The organism is Streptomyces sp. NPDC107528 (assembly GCF_055639295.1).
The window spans coordinates 529,907-547,566 of record NZ_JBVKAV010000001.1; the positions used below are offsets into that span (position 1 = coordinate 529,907).

The window sequence follows — 17,660 nt, forward strand, 5'->3', positions numbered from 1 at the left end:
ACGGTTCCCCTTCGTCTGCTCACCGTGATGTAGCCCGTCCATGGTGCTTCAAACGAGATCAATCCGCTTTTGAATCTTCCCTTTTGCGGCGGGGTGTCGTGACCGGTCTCGGCGATCACGCGCGTGTGGTGGCCGTTTCCCCGTTTTCTGGACACCGGGGGGTCACTGACCGACAATCAGCAGCGTGACGTCGTCTTTCGAGTTCAACACGTACCCCGCGCGGCTCTCCGACGTGGAGCGCGACAAGGCGCTGAAGGTGCTGCGTGACGGCGTCGCCATGGGACGGCTGTCGCACGACACGTTCGTGCGCCGGATGGAACTCGCCCTCTCCGCCCGCCGCGCGGACGAGCTCGCGGCGCTCACCGCCGACCTGCCCTCCGAGAGCCGTCTGTCCCGTCTGGTGTTCGGCACCGTCGAGGCCGTCTCCGGCTTCACGGTACGGCTGCGCAGGGCTTGGCAGGCCGAGCGGCTGCCCAAGCTGCTGCTGCCCCACCCCGGGTCCGGTCATCCGCTGCGCATAGGCCGTGACCCCGCCAACGGGCTGCGGCTGACGCACGAGACGGTGTCCCGGGTGCACGCCGAACTGAGCCACCAGGCCGGCCTGTGGGTCCTGCGGGACCTCGGCTCCACCAACGGCACCACGGTCAACGGCCGGCGCGTCATCGGTGCCGTCGTGGTCCGCGAGGGCGACCAGGTCGGCTTCGGCCGGATGTCGTTCCGGCTCGCCGCGAACTGAGCCGACCAGCGGCTCGGGGCCTCCATCTACTTGAAACGTTGACTCAAGTCCCTTTGCCCTCGGTGGTGTTGACGTACTGGCCAAGTCGTGACTGACTGTGCGTACGCCATGCACACCAGGTGAACCGACGGCACCGCATTGTGGAGGTGTGCCCTGCCGCCACTCCTCCGCTACCCGACCGTCGACGAGCTGAGCGCCCGGGCGGCCGCGCTCGTCGCCCGCCGCCCCCGTGACGCACGACTGCGCCGTGTCGGCACGTCACGCGCGGGCACGCCCCTGTGGTTGCTGTCCGTGGGCCACGGCAGCCGCCAGGCCCTCGTCGTGGCCGGCCCGCACGCCAACGAGCCGGTGGGCGGCGCCACCGTCCTGAGGCTGGCCGAACGGGTGCTCGCCGATCCTCGTCTGCACGAGGGCGCCGACGCCACCTGGAACCTGCTGCTGTGCCTCGACCCCGACGGCCTGCGCCGCAACGAGGGGTGGCTGCACGGCCCGTACGTCCTCGCCGACTACTTCCGGCACTTCTTCCGGCCCGGCTTCCTGGAACAGCCCGAATGGCTGCCGGACGGCGCGGACGCCGCCACGCTGCCCGAGACCCGCGCCCTGCTCGAACTCCAGGACGAACTGCGTCCCTTCCTGCAGTGCTCCCTGCACGGCGTCGACGTCGGCGGCGGCTTCGTCGAGCTGACCCACGACCTGCCCGGCCTCGCCCAGCGCATCGCGCACACGGCGGCCCGCCTCGGCATCCCGCGCGAGCTCGGCCCCTACGACACCCTGTACTGGCCGGAACTGGGACCCGCCGTCTACCGGATCCCCAGGCCCCGCCGGGGCGACCTGGCCGCCGCCATCACCGAGGCGGCCGTCGAGTCGACATGGTTCCATCCGTACCGGCACGGCACGGTCACGGCCGTCGTGGAGGCCCCCATGTGGGGCGTGGCGGCCGTCCAGGACGGTGCACCGCCCGCCGATGAGGAAACGGTCCTGCGCAGAGTGAGCCACACCCTCCGTCACGACACCCTCCTGCTGCAGCGGCTGCTGGAACGCCTGCGGCCCCACCTGCCCGCCGGACCGGAATCGGCCCGGCTGCTCGCCCCGGTGGACGACTATTTACTGGTCTGTCCCGGGCTCGCGAACACCTGGGACCCCGACATCGGGGACCCGGTCGGCGTACACCCCCTTCCCCCGCTCAGCACCGCCCATCTGGCCGCCCTGCGCATCGCCGGGCGGCGCCTCGCCCTGCGCACCGCCGGGCTGCTGCACCAGCTCGTGACGGGCTCCGGGCACGACCCTGCCGGGGTGCTGCCGGAACTGGACCGGCTCCTCGACGAGTGGTGCGACGACTACCGCGACGGCTGCGGGGCCCGCTGGATACCGGTCGCGCGCCAGGTGGAGTACCAGGCGCGGGTGGTGCTCGCCGCGTTCGAACTCGCCGGACGGTACGCGCCCGCGTGCTCCCGTTCGGGTGAGTCGGGGTGGAATGCCGGGGCCGCCGTGCCGATGCATCGGGAATGACGCAATCAATCACGGCGAAAGCGGTACGGGGCGGCCTGCTGGCGGCGGCCGCCATGCTCCTCCTCGGCGCGACCCCGGCGCAGGCGGCGGTCCAGGAGTCGGACTCGGGGAACTGGCTCTTCCTGACGGTCACCCGGGGCGACGCCCGCCACGGTGACCCGCGCGGCACGCTGCTGCTGTGCGACCCGCCGCAGGGCCACGGGAAGGCGGCGGAGGCCTGCGCGGAGTTGGAGAGGGTGGGCGGTGACATCAGCCGGCTCCGCACCGCGGACGCCTTCTGTCCGATGATCTACGCCCCGGTGACCGTGCACGCGCGCGGGGAGTGGCAGGGACGGCCGGTCGAGTACCGGGAGACCTTCGCCAACGGGTGCGCGATGGGTGCTCGGACGGGAGCCGTGTTCGCGCTCGACGCCTGACCCCTGGCGCCTGCGCCGCATCGGCCGTACCGCACACGTCGGCACGGCACACGTCGGCACGGCACACGTCGGCACGGCACACGTCGGGACGGCTCACATCGGCCGGTCGCGCGCGTGGAGCGCTGCCGCGACGACCGTGCGGGACTGGTGCTCGACCTGGTGCTCCAGAGGCACCCAGCGGGCGCGGAAGCGCTCGGCGAACGCGTTGCTCCAGGTCGCCACGAGGTGTTCTAGGCGCTGCGCCCCGCGGTCGTCGGTCTCCCGCAGGACACGCAGCAGCATGGCCGCCGCCCGCAGCGGCAGCCGGCGCCCGAAGGCGTCCACGCTCCCGACGTACGCCATGGTGTTGTCGGCGGGCGGCGTGCGCATCCAGTCGGCGGCCAGCCCCGGCACGAGCTCCAGCGCCCACTTGGAGGCACGCAGCAGGGGCCCGTCGACGCCGTCCAGGCGGGGGAGCGCCTCGGCCAGCACCCGCTCCACCTCCAGTGTGTCCCGCAGCAGCCGGGCCGCCAGCCGCCGCATCGCCCCGGCCGGGTCCGGATGCGGTGCCGGGTCGTCCACCAGGTCGCTCGCCCACATCGGCACCTCGACGACCGCGGTCAGGCCGCCGTAGCGGTGCACGTGGTACCAGGTGCTGCTGCGCGCGTCGTCCGGCATGCTCGGATACGCCGCGCCCGCGCCCGGCGCCGGCATCACATGCACCCCGGGGCCGGACGCGGGCCAGCCCGCCGCGTCCGACGCGCCCGTCTCCACCGGGATGTGCAACTGGGCCGCGGACTTCGCGAACGGCTCGGCGAGGCCGGGGACGTCCTTCGTCAACTGCACCCAGCTGCCGCCCAGATCTGTGCCGTGCAGGGTCACCTGGAGGTAGGGGCGCAGTTCGTCGATGACCCGGGTCAGCGCGCGCGTCTCGGGCGGCAGCCGGTCGGCCGGCAGCGTGGCCGGTGCCCACTCCGGCTGTTCCTCGGCCGCGGGCCGGAAGAAGCCGCGGTGGTAGTCGAGCAGGCTGCGGGGTGCCGGAGTGACGTGCAGGCTCGCCCCGTCGGGATCCGCGCACAGCAGGAAGTGCCAGGAGACGTCCCGCCGCAACTCCCGCTCGAGCAGGACGCGTTCGGCGACCGCGAGGAGGGTGGGGCCGCCGGTCGGTTCGTTGGAGTGCGCTCCGGCGACCACCAGGACCGCGGACCGGGCGTGACCGATGGACAGCAGGTGCAGGGGTCTGCCCGCTCGGGAGGCACCCACCTGTCTCAGTGTGCACAGGCCCGGTCGGTGTGCGGCCAGTGCGCGGGCGGACCGGACCAGCTCGGTCAGCGTGGGGTAGCGCAGCTCCGGCAGGAGACTCACCCCCGTCATGTCCGCCCAGCCTTCGCAATCCGCAGTACCCCACGGTCTGGTTTACGTGTCAAGGACTTCACGGGGGAGGCTCCCGGGGGCGCCCAGGTGCATTCACCTCCGGCGGGTGGGGCAGCGGGAGCCAGGGGAGGTGCGGGGCCCACGCGGCCGGGGTACCTCACACCGATCGCCCGCCGCCGACCGGCATGAACGGACGCCGGGAGCGCCGGAGCGGAGAGGGCGTCAGCGCTCGTCACCACGCGCCGCCAGGGTGCACGAGCTCCGGGAGCGCGCGCGGGCCCGAGCCGGGCGCCGGAGCCATGACAGGGCGCAGGATGCCGTCGTACGCGCTGGACGGACGTGCTCCGGGCGGAGGCCTCACCGACGGCTCCACGGTCTCGCTCTACGGCCGTCCCTCCTGTTCGGCCGACCCTTCACCGACCCGCTCCAGCAACGCGACCGGGACGCGCTCGAAGAGCTCCTCCACGCGCGTGCGCCCGACGAACTCCCGTTCCGGAGCCAGCACATCGGCCCACCGCCCAGGCGGCAGCGCGAGCACGGTGTTGCGCCAGCCACCCGACTGCTCCAGCCGCAGCGACAGCCGCGTCACGGCGGTGACCACCTCGCCGGAGCGCCCGAAGGCCACACAGTGCGCGGCGGCCGGGCCCTCGGCGGTCAGGGGCACGTACGACGCCGCGTCACCGAAGACCTCCGGACGCCTCCTGCGCAGCCGCAGCGCGGCCGCCGTCAGTGCACCCTTCTCACCGGGGTCCTGGTGCGGGAACCGCACGCTCCGGCGGTTGTCCGGGTCCACCAGAGCCCGGTACTCGCCCTCGGTGCCCTGATAGACGTCCGGCACGCCCGGCATCGTCAGCTGGGCCAGGGCCATGCCCAGCACGTTCGCCCGGATGTGCGGCTCCAGTCGGCTCCGGAAGGCGGCCACGCGCTCGCCCGGCACCCCGCAGGGCCCCGCGGCGACGAACGCCGCCACCGCCTCCTCGTACGGCGGTTCCTGCTCCGTCCAGCTGGTGAACAGCCCGGCCTCGCGCACGTGCTTCAGCAGCGCCCCCCGCACCCGGTCCACATCCGGCTCGCCCAGCCCGTACACCGTCTGCCAGGCGGCCCACGCCAGCTGCGCGTCCGGTACGCCCTCGCCGTCGCGGGTCACCTCGGCCAGGACGTCCGCCCACTGTTGCGGGCACTCGGTGAGCACGGCGAGCGCCGCCCGTACGTCGGCACTGCGCTTGGTGTCGTGCGTCGACACGGCCGTCCCCGTCACGGGCCAGTCGCGCTGCACGCGCGCGCAGTAGGCATGGAACTCGTCGGCCGACACGGCGGGGCTCCCCGGGTTCCCGCCCACCTCGGTCGCCGACAGCAGCGGCACAAAGCGGTAGAACGCCGTGTCCTCCACGGACTTGGCCCGCAGCGCCGACGCCGTCTGAGCGAACCGCGTCCGGAACTCCACATGGTCCGGCCCGTCACCGGCCCGCCCGAGCACCAGCTCGCGTACGACGTCGACGGCGCCCGCCTCCTCCGGCACGACGAAGGCGAGCCGGGCCTCGGCCGCGGCCTCCTCGGTGACCACACGGGCCGCGTCACCGGAGGCGTACGGCCGGTAGACGTCCAGCCGGACGAGGAGCTCCTGCAGCGCGGTGCGCAGCGCCCAAGGGGCCCGGTCGCGCAGCGCCGCTTCCGGCGACGTGGCGCACACGCGGCTCGCGACCCGCGTCAGCCGGTCGATCTCCGTGGCCAGCTCGTGCGTGAGCACCTTGTACGCGGCCCGCCGCACCGTCGCCTCCCAGTCACCGCCCCGGTCGGTCTGCGGGGCCGCGAACCGCCGGTACTGGCCGAGGAGTTCCCCGAACCCCGCCGGATCGGTGAAGAGGCCGTCGATGTGCCGCAGGGCGTCGTAGCCGGTGGTGCCGGCCACGGGCCAGGAGGCCGGCAGATGCTCGCCGTCCGACAGGATCTTCTCCACGACCGTCCAGCGCCCGCCGGTCGCCTCGTGGAGGCGCTGGAGATACGCGTCGGGGTCGGCGAGGCCGTCGGGGTGGTCGATGCGCAGCCCGTCGATCACGCCCTCGTTCAGGAGCTGGAGGATCTTGGCGTGCGTGGCCTCGAACACCTCCGGTTCCTCGACCCGCACCCCGATCAGCTCCGAGATGCTGAAGAACCGCCGGTAGTTGAGCTCCGTACGGGCCAGCCGCCACCATGCCGGCCGGTACCACTGAGCGTCCAGGAGCTGCGGCAGCGGCAGTTGCCCGGTGCCCTCGCGCAGCGGGAACACATGGTCGTAGTAGCGCAGGACGTCGCCGTCCACCTCCAGACGGCCGAGCTCCTCGCCCAGCGGTCCTCCGAGCACCGGCAGCAGCACCTGGCCGTCCTGCGCCTCCCAGTCGATGTCGAACCATCGCGCGTACGGCGACTTCGGGCCCTCGCGCAACACCTCCCACAGGGCGCGGTTGTGGCGCGGGCTCATGGCCATGTGGTTCGGCACGATGTCCACGACCAGGCCCAGACCGTGTTCGCGCGCGGTGCGGGCCAGTGCGCGCAGCCCCTCCTCGCCGCCCAGTTCCTCGCGCACGCGCGCGTGGTCCACGACGTCATAGCCGTGCCCCGACCCCGGGACCGCCTCCAGGACGGGGGACAGGTGCAGATGCGAGACGCCGAGCGAGGCCAGGTACGGCACGGCCGCCGCCGCGGCCTCGAACGGGAACGAGGACTGCAGCTGCAGCCGGTACGTGGCGGTCGGCAAGGTCGGCACCGTCGGTTCAGGTCGCTCAGGTGTCATGGAAAGCTACGTACCCGCCCTGCCGCCCTTCGTGTCATCGTCCCCTCCACGTGGGCCCACGCGCGTGCCTAGCTTCGAGCGATGGGACAGACGGTGACGACAGGACGCCGCGGCACATCCGCGGCCTACCGCGAGGTGATCGGCCTGACCGGGCCGCTGCTGCCGGTCATGTCCTTCCTGGCACGACTGCCGACCGCCACGATCCAGTTCGGCAGCGTGCTGCTGGTCGCGCGCACGAGCGGTTCCCTGGCCGCCGCCGGGCTGACCGGCGGTGCGCTCGCCGTCGGGCAGGTGGCCTGCGGTCCGCTGGTCGGCCGGCTCGCCGACCGGCACGGGCAGCGGACGGTCGTGCTCGTCCTCTCGCTCGCCAACGCCGTCGCGATCGCCGGGCTGGTCGCCGCTGCGCTCGCGGGGCTGCCGACGGCATTGCTGGCCGTTGTGGGGGCGGCGGCCGGGGCGACGGTGCCGCAGATCGGGCCGATGGCCCGCGCCCGTCTCGTCGCTCTCGCACGCCGTGCGGGGGCTCGCGATTCCACGGTGGGTGCCGCGCTGTCCTTCGAGAGCACCCTGGACGAGGTCTCCTTCGTGCTGGGGCCCGCCCTGGTCGGCCTGGCGGCGGTGACTGCGCATCCGGGGTTCGCGCTGGGTGGTGCCGCGGTGTTGGTGGCGGTGTGCGGCAGCGGCTTCGGGCTGCATCGGACGGCGGTGGCGACACGGCCCGGGCCCGTCGGTGCGTCGGCGGAACGACGCCCGGAATCCGTCCGGACGCGTGCGGGGCGACGAAACGATGCAGGAGCAGACAGTCCTCTCCCGCCGCACCCCATCCCCCGCTCCATTCACGCCCTCCGAGCCGCCCTCGCTCTTCAGGGCGCCATGTTCGGCGCCTGCCAAGCCGGCATCACCGCCCTCACGGAGCGACTCGGACGGCCCGACCAGGCGGGGCTCGTCTACGCCGCCATGGGAGTGATGAGCGCCGTCGCCGGGCTCTCCATGGCCGCCGTGCCCGCCCGCCTCGGACTCGCCGTCCGCTGGCGGGCGGCCACCGCAGCCGCGTTCCTGCTGTCGCTCCCCCTGCTGTGGACCGAGGGCCTCCCCGCCCTCTACGTCACCGTCACCGTCCTCGGCGTCGCCTACGCCCCGCACCTCATCACGGTGTTCGGGCTCACCGAGCGCGTGGTGCCGCCCGCGCGGCTCTCCGAGGCCATGGCGTTCGCGACGAGCGCGCTGGTCGGCGGGCAGGCACTCGCACTCGCCGTCACCGGCCGGCTGGCCGAGTCGTACGGCCCCGCGACGGCCTTCGGCGCCGCGAGCCTCGCCGCGGCACTCGCCTGCGCGATCGCGTTGACGGCGCGCCCGGCGTCGTACTCCGGACGCACCGCCACGTCGCTCTAGACCGGCCGCTGCAGCACCGTCATGCTGCGGTCGACCAACGTCAACCGCTCCCCGGCCCGCACCTTCGCCGCCGTCTCCGGCGGTACCCCGTCCGCGCGCGCGGTGTCGACGACGACCTGCCACTCGCGCCCGTGGTTGACCGGCACGACGAAGTCGAGGGTCTTCGGGGAGGCGTTGAACATCAGCAGGAACGAGTCGTCACCGATGCGCTCCCCGCGCGCGCCCGGCTCCGAGATCGCGTTGCCGTTGAGGAACACCGTCAGCGCCGACGCCTGCGCGCGGTCCCAGTCCCGCTGGGCCATCTCCTTGCCCTGCGGAGTGAACCAGGCGATGTCCGACAGGTCGTCGTGGGTGCCCTCCACGGGCCGCCCGTGGAAGAAGCGGCGCCGGCGGAAGACCGGATGGTCGCGCCGCAGCCACACCATCGCGCGCGTGAAGGCGAGCAACTCACGGGGCAGACCGGCCGGAGCGTCGTCGTCGGGGCCGCCCTTCCCGTCCGAGCGGGCCTCTCCCTCCGAGCCGGCCTCAGCGGCGTCCTCGTCAGTCGGCCATTGCACCCACGCCAGCTCGCTGTCCTGGCAGTACGCGTTGTTGTTGCCCCGCTGCGTGCGCGCGAACTCGTCGCCGTGGCTGATCATCGGCACGCCCTGGGACAGCATCAGCGTGGCGATGAAGTTGCGCATCTGACGGGCACGAAGCTCCAGGACGGCCGGCTCGTCGGTCTCGCCCTCCGCCCCGCAGTTCCAGGACCGGTTGTGACTCTCGCCGTCCCGGTTGTCCTCGCCGTTGGCGTGGTTGTGCTTGTCGTTGTACGAGACGAGGTCGTGCAGCGTGAACCCGTCGTGGCAGGTGACGAAGTTGATGGAGGCCAGCGGGCGCCGCCCGTCGTCCTGGTACAGGTCGGACGAGCCCGTCAGCCGGGACGCGAACTCCGCCAGCGCGCGCGGCTCGCCGCGCCACAGGTCCCTTACGGTGTCGCGGTACTTGCCGTTCCACTCGGTCCACAGCGGCGGGAAGTTGCCCACCTGGTAACCGCCCTCGCCCACGTCCCAGGGCTCGGCGATCAGTTTCACCTGGGACACCACCGGGTCCTGCTGGACCAGGTCGAAGAACGACGACAGCCGGTCCACCTCGTGGAACTGCCGGGCCAGGGTGGCCGCGAGGTCGAAGCGGAAGCCGTCGACGTGCATCTCGGTGACCCAGTACCGCAGCGAGTCCATGATCAGCTGAAGGACGTGCGGGGACCGCATCAGCAGCGAGTTCCCGGTCCCGGTGGTGTCCATGTAGTAGCGCGGGTCGTCCGTCAGGCGGTAGTACTGCGGATTGTCCAGGCCCCGGAAGGACAGCGTGGGGCCCAGATGGTTGCCCTCGGCGGTGTGGTTGTAGACCACGTCGAGGATGACCTCTATGCCGGCCTCGTGCAGCGCCCGCACCGCCGACTTGAATTCCAGGACCTGCTGGCCGCGGTCGCCCCAGGAGGCGTACGCGTTGTGCGGGGCGAAGAAGCCGATCGTGTTGTAGCCCCAGTAGTTGTTGAGGCCCATGTCGACCAGCCGGTGGTCGTTCACGAACTGGTGGACCGGCATCAGCTCCAGCGCCGTCACCCCCAGCTCGGTGAGGTGCTCGATGACCGCAGGGTGCGCGAGAGCGGCGTACGTGCCGCGCAGTTCCTCGGGCAGCCCGGGGTGGCGCATGGTCAGGCCCTTCACATGGGCCTCGTAGATCACCGTGTGGTGGTACTCGGTGCGCGGCCGCCGGTCGTCGCCCCAGTCGAAGTACGGGTTCACCACGACCGACGACATCGTGTGCGGCGCCGAGTCCAGGTCGTTGCGCCTGTCGGGTTTGTCGAAGTGGTAGCCGTACACCTCCTCGCCCCAGCTGATCGAGCCGCTGACCGCCTTGGCGTACGGGTCGAGCAGCAGCTTCGCGGAGTTGCAGCGCAGACCGCGCTCGGGCGCGTAGGGTCCGTGCACCCGGAAGCCGTACCGCTGCCCCGGCATCACGCCCGGCACGTACGCGTGGCGTACGAAGGCGTCGCTCTCCCGCAGTTCCACCGCCGTCTCCGAGCCGTCGTCATGCAGCAGACACAGCTCTACTCGGTCCGCGGCCTCCGTGAAGACCGCGAAGTTGGTGCCGGCGCCGTCGTAGGTGGCACCGAGTGGATATGCCTCTCCAGGCCAGACCTGCATGGACACGACTCTTTCAGTTCGGGCACGCCGTCGTGGGTGCCTTGACGTCGAGTCTCCCCAAAAGTGATGGAACCACCTATGACTTACGTCCCTCTTATCGGTCGACCAGGCATACGCGTTATGCCGAACCAGTGGGGCCAACACGTACTCCCGGGGACATACGGGGAGTAGGGGGAAGATGTGCGCAAGATAGTGCACCGCCATCTGGGCAAGGTGGTGGCAGGTGCGGCCATCGCGGTCGCGGGAACGGCCGTGATGGTCGGGATCACCCTGCCGGGGACGGCGGGGGCCGACGACACGGGAGGAAGCAACAGCGGTCAGTCCGCCCAACAGGCGGCCCAGGCGCAGGAGCAGGGTGGCGGCGCGGTGCCGCCGGGCGTCGTCGAGGGGGCCCCGGACGAGGGTGACAAGGGCTCGGGCAACGACCCGCTGACCGACGACGAGATGGACCGGGCCGCGAAGCTCGCGGTCAACCCGCAGCTGCGCAGCGCCGGCGAGAACGTCGAGGGCGACCGCGGTCCGCAGCGCCTCGGCGTCGACCTCGCCGAGCCGGACGCCGACGAGCTGGACGACGCGAACGCGCCGCGCCGGGCCGAGGTGTCGTTCTACGACTACAAGGCCGACGCGCTCGTCACCAAGACCGTCAACCTCGACACCGGCAAGGTCGAGCAGACCTCCACCGAGCACGGTGTCCAGCCGCCGCTCAGCCGTGCCGAGTACGCCGAGGCGGCCAAGATCCTGATCGCCGATCCGCTGGGCGCGGGCATGAAGGCGGACTACAAGGACGCCACCGGCAAGGAACTCGGCTCCCCGGACCAGCTGCTGCTCAACGGCGCCGTGTACCGGGCGACTCCGGGCGCCCAGCCCGCCGTACTCGACCAGTGCGGCGAACACCGGTGCGTGCGGCTGTTCCCGAAGGTGAAGAACGGGCCCTGGATCGACGCCCGCTCCTTCGTGATCGACCTGAGCGCCCGCAAGGTCGCCAAGCTCGACATCGGCTGAACACCCTCCGTTCAGTTTTCCAACTCGCGCGCCGCAGGCGTGCAACTCACGTACTTGCACCTCCTGTAAGGGAGTCATTTCTTCATGCGTGTGAACAGAATGAGCCGTGCCCGCAAGGGGGCGGCCCTGGGCCTGTCCGTGGCCGCACTGGCCGCCGGCGCGACCACCGGCGCCGGACCCGCCTCCGCCCAGCCGAAGAACGCCCCGGCTCCGGCCGCCGACTGCAGCGCCGCCTACCGCATCGAGCAGAAGCTCACCGGCGGCACGACCTGGCGGATGTGCTGGCGCTACGACGGCAAGGCCGGGCTCGTCCTGGAGAACATCTCCTACCAGCCCAAGGGCGAGACCAAGCCGATCAAGGTCCTCAACAACGCCAGGCTCGGGCAGATCCACGTCCCGTACGACGACGGCAGCGTCGAGTACGACGACCTGACGGGCTTCGGCTTCGCCCAGGGCCTGATGAACCTCGCGCCGAGCGAGTGCCCGGGCGGCACCATCAAGTCCGTCAAGGTCCCGGAGTCCTGGGACCCGGAGCACCCGAACGTCAACGGCCTGTGCACCACGACCCGCGCGCGTGGCCACGCCTACCGCATGCAGGGCGACACCGCCAACAAGGTCTACCAGGCGCAGAGCAAGGACCTGCTCGTCTACACGGTCAACCAGGTCGGCTGGTACGAGTACATGACCGAGTGGCGCTTCCAGGACGACGGCACGGTCACCATGAACGTCGGCGCCACCGGCAGCCTGTCGTACGACGACTACGACGCCGGCGACGGCCGCGGCTGGCCGATCGGCAAGGGCGACAGGGCCAAGGCCACCAGCCACAGCCACAACGTCTTCTGGCGGCTCGACTTCGGCCTGGACGGCTCCTCCAAGGGCAAGATCGAGCAGTACGACTCGGCCGTGACCGCCCCCGCCGCCGGTGACCGGGCCCCGAAGACCAAGACCACCCGCACCAAGGTCGCCAAGGAAGTCGCGGGCGACGCCAAGAACTACCGCTGGTGGCGGATGGTCAGCGCGACCGGCAAGAACAAGGACGGCCACGCGCGGTCGTACGAGATCGTCCCCGGCGCCACCACCAAGTATCCGGGCCGCAGCTTCACCAAGCACGACATGTACTTCACCGAGTACAACAAGTGCGAGAAGTTCGCCACGAACAACCCCGGTTGCGGCAACACCCACCCCAAGTCCGTCGACAAGTGGGTCAGCGGCCAGAACCTCACTCACCCGATCGTCTGGATGAATGTGGGCTTCCACCACATCGCCCGTGACGAGGACCAGCAGCCCATGCCGGTCCACTGGCAGGGATTCTCCATCGTCCCGCGGGACGTGACGGCTATGAATCCGCTCACTCCGAGCGAGCTCGCCTGGCAGAACGGGCACTGGCAGCCTCGTAGTTGAGAAACGACCCTGTCCATCCGGCTGCACCGCCGACCGCTCCCGGAGTACCCTTCCTTGATCGTTGGGACGGGGAGTGCTCGGGGGAGCGGAAGGCGGTGCGCGGGTGGGCTCGGGAGGGCTGGAGTTGCCCCCTGGTGACGAGGGTCACGAGGGGAACTCCACAGAGGTCCCGCCCGGCACGGTGTCCCTGGCCAGGCCGATGGAGACCAGCTCCATCGGCCCGGAGCTGGACTGGGACACCGACGCCTGGCTCGAGGTGCGTACGCGCGCCCAGCGGGCCGGCCGGGCCTACATCTGGCTGAACCTCGTCGAACAGCGGCTGCGGGCGGTCGTGGCCGCTGTGCTGCGCCCGATCTACGAACCCGTCCACGGACACGACGACTGGGTGGTTGCGGCGGCCGGGCCGGCGGGCCAGGAGTGGGTGCAGCGCGCCGTCGCCGTACGCGAAGTCAGCCGCCGCAAGGGCTACTTGCTGGACCCGGCCGACGACAACGTCCTCAGCTTCCTCACCCTGCCGCAGCTGCGCGAGCTGATGGTGCAGCACTGGCCGTGCTTCGAGCCCTACCTCGACGACCGCCGCGACGTCGAACTCGCCCTGGACGAGCTCGAAGTGACCCGGAACGTCGTCTCCCGCAACCGGGCCCTGTCCGAGGCGGTCCTCAACCAGGCCGAACGGGCCTCCGCGCGGCTGCTGGAGATCCTCGGTTCGAGCGGTGACGTCCCGTCCGCGCGCCGGCTGCCCATCGACGCGGTCGAGGACCTGGTCGGCGACCGGTACGCCGACGTGGTCGCCGTGCACTCCGACCGGGTGCGGCTGCTGCGCCAGTTCCCCGCCGAGGACATCTTCGGCGGTGCGCGCAGGCTCGACGCCATCGGCATCGGCCTCAACCTTCTCGTGCAGAACTTCTCCGGACGCCGCCTGGTGCGGCTCGCCGAGTCCGGCTGCCGGGTGCGGCTGCTCTTCCTCAACCCGGCCTCCAGCGCGGTCAAGCGGCGCGAACGCGAACTGGGCATCAAGCGCGGCGAGCTGAGCCGGGCGGTCGAGATGAACATCCTTCACATGCGCCGGGTGCGCTCCCGCCTCCGTGACCCGGGTGCCTTCGAGATCCAGGTCTTCGACGAGACGCCCCGCTTCACGGCCTACCTCGTGGACGGCGACGGCTCCGACGGCATCGCGGTCGTGCAGACCTATCTGCGGCGGATGCGCGGTCTCGAGGCGCCGGTCCTGGTGCTGCGCAACGGCAGCAGGGTGGTCAAGTCGGACGAGATCGACGAAGGCGGGCTTTTCCCCACGTACCGCGAGGAGTTCGAGCTTATGTGGGCGGATTCGCGGCCAGTGTCCTGAACTGTCCCAGTGCGGGCCGGTCACGGAAGGCGGTCCCGCCGCGGAAGCGGAATGCGGTCCTCTGATTGTCAGTGGCGCATGGGAGGGTGGAGACCACTGGGGGAAAGCACCACCAAGAAGGGGGACCGCCCATGGGCTGGCACCGTGAGCTGCTGATCGGCTTCGACCTGGAGACGACCGGGACGGATCCGCGCGAGGCGCGCATCGTCACCGCCGCCGTGATCGAGGTCAGGGACGGGCAGCCCATAGGGCACAAGGAGTGGCTGGCCGATCCGGGCGTCGAGATCCCGGCGGACGCGGTCGCGGTCCACGGCATCAGCAATGAGCGCGCGACCGCCGAGGGCCGCCCGGCCGACCAGGTGGCGGACGCCATCGCGGACGTCCTCGTGGCGTACTGGAAGACGGGCGTGCCGGTCGTCGCGTACAACGCGGCCTTCGACCTGAGCCTGCTCTCCGCCGAACTGCGGCGGTACGGCCTGCCGTCCCTGAGCGACCGCCTGGGCGGCCCGGCTCCCGCCCCGGTCATCGACCCGTACACCATCGACCGCTGGGCCGACCGCTACCGTCGCGGCAAGCGCAACCTGGAAGCGGTCTGCCGGGAGTACGGCATCGCACTCGACTCCGCACACGACGCCTCCGCAGACGCCCTCGCCGCGGCCCGTCTGGCCGGCGCGATAGCCGTCCGCCACCCCAAGATCGCGTCCCTCGGTCCGGCGGAGCTGCACCTCCGTCAGATCGAGTGGTACGCAGAGTGGGCGGCGGACTTCCAGAACTTCCTGCGCCGCAAGGGCGACGCGACCGCGGTGGTCGACGGGACGTGGCCGCTGCGGGAGCCGACGGGGGAGCGGGTGGCGGGCGAGACGGTCTGAGGTGCGCTGAGCGCGGGCTGCGGGCTGCGGGCGGCGGGCTGCGGGCGAGGAGCGTCAGGCCGACCATGCCGGCCCTGCCTTCCGACGGCGTCCCGCACCCCGGTGCGGGACGTGACCCCGCAGGAACCGGCGACACCCGTGCGACACCTATGCGATGGCTTGCGTCACTCAGCCTCGGACGCCGGCGCAGAGATCCGCTCGATGCGAGGCTTGGCCAGCCGTTCGTAGTCCGCGCCGGAGATCAGGAGCGAACGGTCCAGCCGGGCGGCGTTGAAGTACAGCTTCGGCTGGGCCACGACGTCCGGGTCGGCGACGACTTCGAGGTCGGAGTCGAAGCTGAACGGCAGGACGGTGCCGGGCACGGCATGGGCCAGCCGCTCCGCGGTCTGGGCGTCGCTGAAGCCGACGTAACGCGCGGCGAACAGCGCCCGGACGGCGTCCAGGTCCACCCGTCGGTCGCCCGGGACGACGGCGAGGACGTGCCGCGTCGTGCGCCGGTCCACCTTGACCCGCAGCACGATGCACTTGGCGGCCTCGGACGCCGGGTGACCGCGCAGGGCGCAGACGGCCTCGGTGGCGCCTTCCGGCTCATGGTCGATGAGGCGGTAGTCGACGGAGGAGGCGTCGAGCAGGGAGATCAGGTGGTCGTAAGTGTCGTAGGCGTGCTCGGGCATTCGGGGTCCTTGCTGAGGGCGTGGGCGTTCGCGTGGGCTTGGGATGCGGTGAGCGAGGGGTCCGGTGTGCTGCGGTGCGCACGTTCCACAGCCTGACCCCAGTAGGTGCCGGCCACCATGAGGGCCGCTCCGAGGCCGGTGAGCGGGGTGAGGCGGTCGCCGCCGAGGGCCACGCCCACCGCGACCGCCCAGACCGGCTCGGTGCCCAGCAGCAGGCTGGCCCGGCTGGCGGAGGTGCGCTGCACGGCCCAGGTCTGTGCCAGGAAGGCGAACACGCTGCAGAACAGGGCGAGATAGACCAGCTGGGCCCAGGTCGCCGGGTCGGCGTGGACCAGCGTCGGCAGGTCGAGGGCGGCGGCCGGCAGGAACAGGGCCGCGCCGACGAGGGTTTGCACGGTCGTCAGCTGTAGCGGTCGGATCGCGCGCCCGGTGGTGAATCGGCCGACGAGCGCGACATGCCCGGCCCGGATGACGGCGGCGCCCAGCATCAGCAGGTCGCCGAGGCGGGGCGCGTGAAAGCCGTTGCCGGACATCAGGAGCCCCACGGCCAGGATGCACACACCGGTCGCGGCGAAGAAGGAGAGGGGCAGTGAGCCGTGGCGTCCGCCGCGGTCGAGGAGCGGGGTGAGGACGATGGTCAGGCTGATGATGAGGCCGGCGTTGGCGGCGCTGGTGTGGGCGACGCCGTACGTCTCCACGAGCAGGACCGCGGCCTGCGTCACCCCGAGGGGCAGACCGGCGCGCAGCTCGGCACGCGTCCACCGGCGCGAGCCGCGCCGCCCGGACGCGACCAGGCCGAGACAGGCGACGGCGGACAGGCCATAGCGGGCGAAGAGCACCAGCAGCACGGGGAGCGCGGCTGTCGCCGTCTGGGCGGACAGATAGCTGGAGCCCCAGACGAGCGCGACCAGGAGGAGTACCGCATCGGTACGTCGGACATCGGACACCTGCCCACGGTGCACGGAAACGTCCGTGAAGCCCAGTACCACCTTCTACAACGATCATTTAGCAGCCCTACATCGTCGTCCCTACACTGAGGCAATGGACGAACGGCAGCTGCGGATCCTGCGGGAGCTCGGCGAACTGGGCAGTGTCACGGCGGTCGCCGAGGCGTTGTTGGTGACGCCGTCGGCGATCTCCCAGCAGCTACGGCTGCTCCAGCGGGCGATCGCGGTGCCGCTCACCGAGCGGCAGGGGCGGCGCCTGGTGCTCACCGATGCCGGGCAGGCGCTGGCGGGCGCGGCCGTCGAGGTGGAGACGGCGCTGGCGCGCGCCAGACGCACCGTCGACGACTTCGTCGGGCGGCCGGACGGGGAGGTGTCGGTGGCGGCGTTCCACAGCGCGGGTGCCGCGTTCTTCCCGCCGCTGCTCAGGGCGCTCGCCGCTCCGGGCAAGCCGGTGCCGAGGCTCGCCGACGAGGACGTGCCGCAGGAGGACTTTCCCCGGCTCACCCGGGAGTACGACGTCGTCCTCGCCCACCGTCTGGATCACGCCCCGCCCTGGCCGGACACGGTGACCGCGACGACGCTGCTGCGCGAGCCGCTGGACGTGGCCATGCCCGCCGACCATCCCCTGGCCGCCAAGCGCCGTGTCACTCCGCGCGATGTGGCGGACGAGCCATGGATCACGGTGCACGACGGCTTCCCGGTACTGGCGGTCATCGAAGCCATCGCCGCGTCGGCCGGTCGACGCCTCCATCTGGCGCACCGCATCAACGAGTTCACGGTGGTGGCCGAGGCGGTGGCGGCGGGCGGAGGCATCGCGCTGATGCCACGCTGGACGACGCGCCGACATCCGGCCCTCGTCCTCCGGCCGCTCAGCAGAGTGCAGGCACGCCGTCACATCGACGCCCTGTACCGCCCGGAACGCACGGCAAGGTCGGCGGTCCGAGCGGTACTGACCGAACTACGCCGGGTGGCACGCGACATCCAGAGCAGGGATACGTCGGCTCGGTGATTCGCTCACCAAGAGCCGCGAACACGCATCACTCGCGTGAGAGACGCA

Annotated in this window: 14 protein-coding genes; 9 read left to right on the plus strand and 5 right to left on the minus strand. The window is 71.6% G+C overall.

All coding sequences use genetic code 11. The features are described from left to right. The first annotated feature begins 184 nt into the window (after window positions 1–184). The 3 genes from ACZ7L5_RS02660 to ACZ7L5_RS02670 all read left to right on the plus strand — a co-directional run bounded on the left by ACZ7L5_RS02660 (window position 185) and on the right by ACZ7L5_RS02670 (window position 2,661). A complete protein-coding gene (locus ACZ7L5_RS02660) occupies window positions 185–736 on the plus strand; it encodes a DUF1707 and FHA domain-containing protein (RefSeq protein WP_328421918.1) in 552 nt (183 codons plus the stop codon). 138 nt (window positions 737–874) lie between these two features. Next, window positions 875–2,245, plus strand: a complete 1,371-nt coding sequence (locus ACZ7L5_RS02665) for a M14 family zinc carboxypeptidase (protein ID WP_471513772.1) — start codon at window positions 875–877, stop codon at window positions 2,243–2,245. Further along, window positions 2,242–2,661, plus strand: a complete 420-nt coding sequence (locus ACZ7L5_RS02670; protein WP_471513773.1) for an SSI family serine proteinase inhibitor — start codon at window positions 2,242–2,244, stop codon at window positions 2,659–2,661. Before ACZ7L5_RS02665 ends, ACZ7L5_RS02670 begins: the two co-directional genes overlap by 4 nt. A 93-nt stretch (window positions 2,662–2,754) precedes the next feature. Here ACZ7L5_RS02670 and ACZ7L5_RS02675 read toward each other — a convergent pair whose 3' ends face one another. Together ACZ7L5_RS02675 and treY are read right to left on the minus strand one after the other, a co-directional pair. Further along, entirely contained in the window at window positions 2,755–4,005 is a 1,251-nt protein-coding gene (locus ACZ7L5_RS02675; protein ID WP_471514488.1) for a M14 family zinc carboxypeptidase, read from the minus strand. A gap of 391 nt (window positions 4,006–4,396) precedes the next feature. Further along, on the minus strand, window positions 4,397–6,784 hold the full coding sequence (gene treY, locus ACZ7L5_RS02680; protein ID WP_471513775.1) for a malto-oligosyltrehalose synthase: 2,388 nt from the start codon (window positions 6,782–6,784) through the stop codon (window positions 4,397–4,399). 81 nt (window positions 6,785–6,865) lie between these two features. Here treY and ACZ7L5_RS02685 point away from each other — a divergent pair, with 81 nt between their 5' ends. Further along, window positions 6,866–8,176: an MFS transporter gene (locus tag ACZ7L5_RS02685; RefSeq protein WP_471513777.1), complete on the plus strand. Its 1,311-nt coding sequence runs from the start codon at window positions 6,866–6,868 to the stop codon at window positions 8,174–8,176. On the opposite strand, the gene glgX is transcribed toward ACZ7L5_RS02685, so the two are convergent. Beyond that, window positions 8,173–10,365, minus strand: a complete 2,193-nt coding sequence (gene glgX / locus ACZ7L5_RS02690) for a glycogen debranching protein GlgX (RefSeq protein ID WP_471513778.1) — start codon at window positions 10,363–10,365, stop codon at window positions 8,173–8,175. The two genes, ACZ7L5_RS02685 and glgX, sit on opposite strands and share 4 nt — an antisense overlap. 180 nt (window positions 10,366–10,545) lie before the next feature. On the opposite strand from glgX, the gene ACZ7L5_RS02695 reads away from it, so the two are divergent. The 4 genes from ACZ7L5_RS02695 to ACZ7L5_RS02710 all read left to right on the plus strand — a co-directional run bounded on the left by ACZ7L5_RS02695 (window position 10,546) and on the right by ACZ7L5_RS02710 (window position 14,982). Further along, the gene (locus ACZ7L5_RS02695) at window positions 10,546–11,367 is read left to right on the plus strand and encodes a Tat pathway signal sequence domain protein (protein WP_471513780.1); all 822 of its coding nucleotides are present in this window, start codon (window positions 10,546–10,548) and stop codon (window positions 11,365–11,367) included. Window positions 11,368–11,451: 84 nt separating this feature from the next. Then, the gene (locus tag ACZ7L5_RS02700; RefSeq protein ID WP_328878452.1) at window positions 11,452–12,768 is read left to right on the plus strand and encodes a copper amine oxidase; all 1,317 of its coding nucleotides are present in this window, start codon (window positions 11,452–11,454) and stop codon (window positions 12,766–12,768) included. A 103-nt stretch (window positions 12,769–12,871) separates the two neighbouring features. Further along, complete coding sequence (locus ACZ7L5_RS02705; protein ID WP_471513782.1) at window positions 12,872–14,113, plus strand: SAV2148 family HEPN domain-containing protein; 1,242 nt, start codon at window positions 12,872–12,874, stop codon at window positions 14,111–14,113. 131 nt (window positions 14,114–14,244) lie between these two features. Then, the gene (locus tag ACZ7L5_RS02710) at window positions 14,245–14,982 is read left to right on the plus strand and encodes an exonuclease domain-containing protein (protein ID WP_471513784.1); all 738 of its coding nucleotides are present in this window, start codon (window positions 14,245–14,247) and stop codon (window positions 14,980–14,982) included. Between the two features lie 164 nt (window positions 14,983–15,146). Here ACZ7L5_RS02710 and ACZ7L5_RS02715 read toward each other — a convergent pair whose 3' ends face one another. Together ACZ7L5_RS02715 and ACZ7L5_RS02720 are read right to left on the minus strand one after the other, a co-directional pair. Beyond that, on the minus strand, window positions 15,147–15,656 hold the full coding sequence (locus ACZ7L5_RS02715) for a YbaK/EbsC family protein (protein WP_471513786.1): 510 nt from the start codon (window positions 15,654–15,656) through the stop codon (window positions 15,147–15,149). After that, the gene (locus ACZ7L5_RS02720) at window positions 15,620–16,603 is read right to left on the minus strand and encodes a DMT family transporter (protein WP_471513788.1); all 984 of its coding nucleotides are present in this window, start codon (window positions 16,601–16,603) and stop codon (window positions 15,620–15,622) included. The genes ACZ7L5_RS02715 and ACZ7L5_RS02720 overlap by 37 nt, the downstream gene beginning before the upstream one ends. A 94-nt stretch (window positions 16,604–16,697) precedes the next feature. Between ACZ7L5_RS02720 and ACZ7L5_RS02725 the strand changes: the two genes are divergently transcribed. Continuing rightward, entirely contained in the window at window positions 16,698–17,612 is a 915-nt protein-coding gene (locus tag ACZ7L5_RS02725) for a LysR family transcriptional regulator (RefSeq protein ID WP_471513790.1), read from the plus strand. Window positions 17,613–17,660 lie beyond the last annotated feature (48 nt).

Excerpts from the sequence above, each read along its gene's own strand:
- treY (WP_471513775.1), bottom strand. The coding sequence starts at position 6,784 with ATGACACCTGAGCGACCTGAACCGACGGTGCCGACCTTGCCGACCGCC.
- ACZ7L5_RS02715 (WP_471513786.1), bottom strand. The coding sequence starts at position 15,656 with ATGCCCGAGCACGCCTACGACACTTACGACCACCTGATCTCCCTGCTC.
- ACZ7L5_RS02710 (WP_471513784.1), top strand. The coding sequence starts at position 14,245 with ATGGGCTGGCACCGTGAGCTGCTGATCGGCTTCGACCTGGAGACGACC.
- ACZ7L5_RS02700 (WP_328878452.1), top strand. The coding sequence starts at position 11,452 with ATGCGTGTGAACAGAATGAGCCGTGCCCGCAAGGGGGCGGCCCTGGGC.
- ACZ7L5_RS02670 (WP_471513773.1), top strand. The coding sequence starts at position 2,242 with ATGACGCAATCAATCACGGCGAAAGCGGTACGGGGCGGCCTGCTGGCG.
- ACZ7L5_RS02685 (WP_471513777.1), top strand. The coding sequence starts at position 6,866 with ATGGGACAGACGGTGACGACAGGACGCCGCGGCACATCCGCGGCCTAC.
- glgX (WP_471513778.1), bottom strand. The coding sequence starts at position 10,365 with ATGCAGGTCTGGCCTGGAGAGGCATATCCACTCGGTGCCACCTACGAC.
- ACZ7L5_RS02725 (WP_471513790.1), top strand. The coding sequence starts at position 16,698 with ATGGACGAACGGCAGCTGCGGATCCTGCGGGAGCTCGGCGAACTGGGC.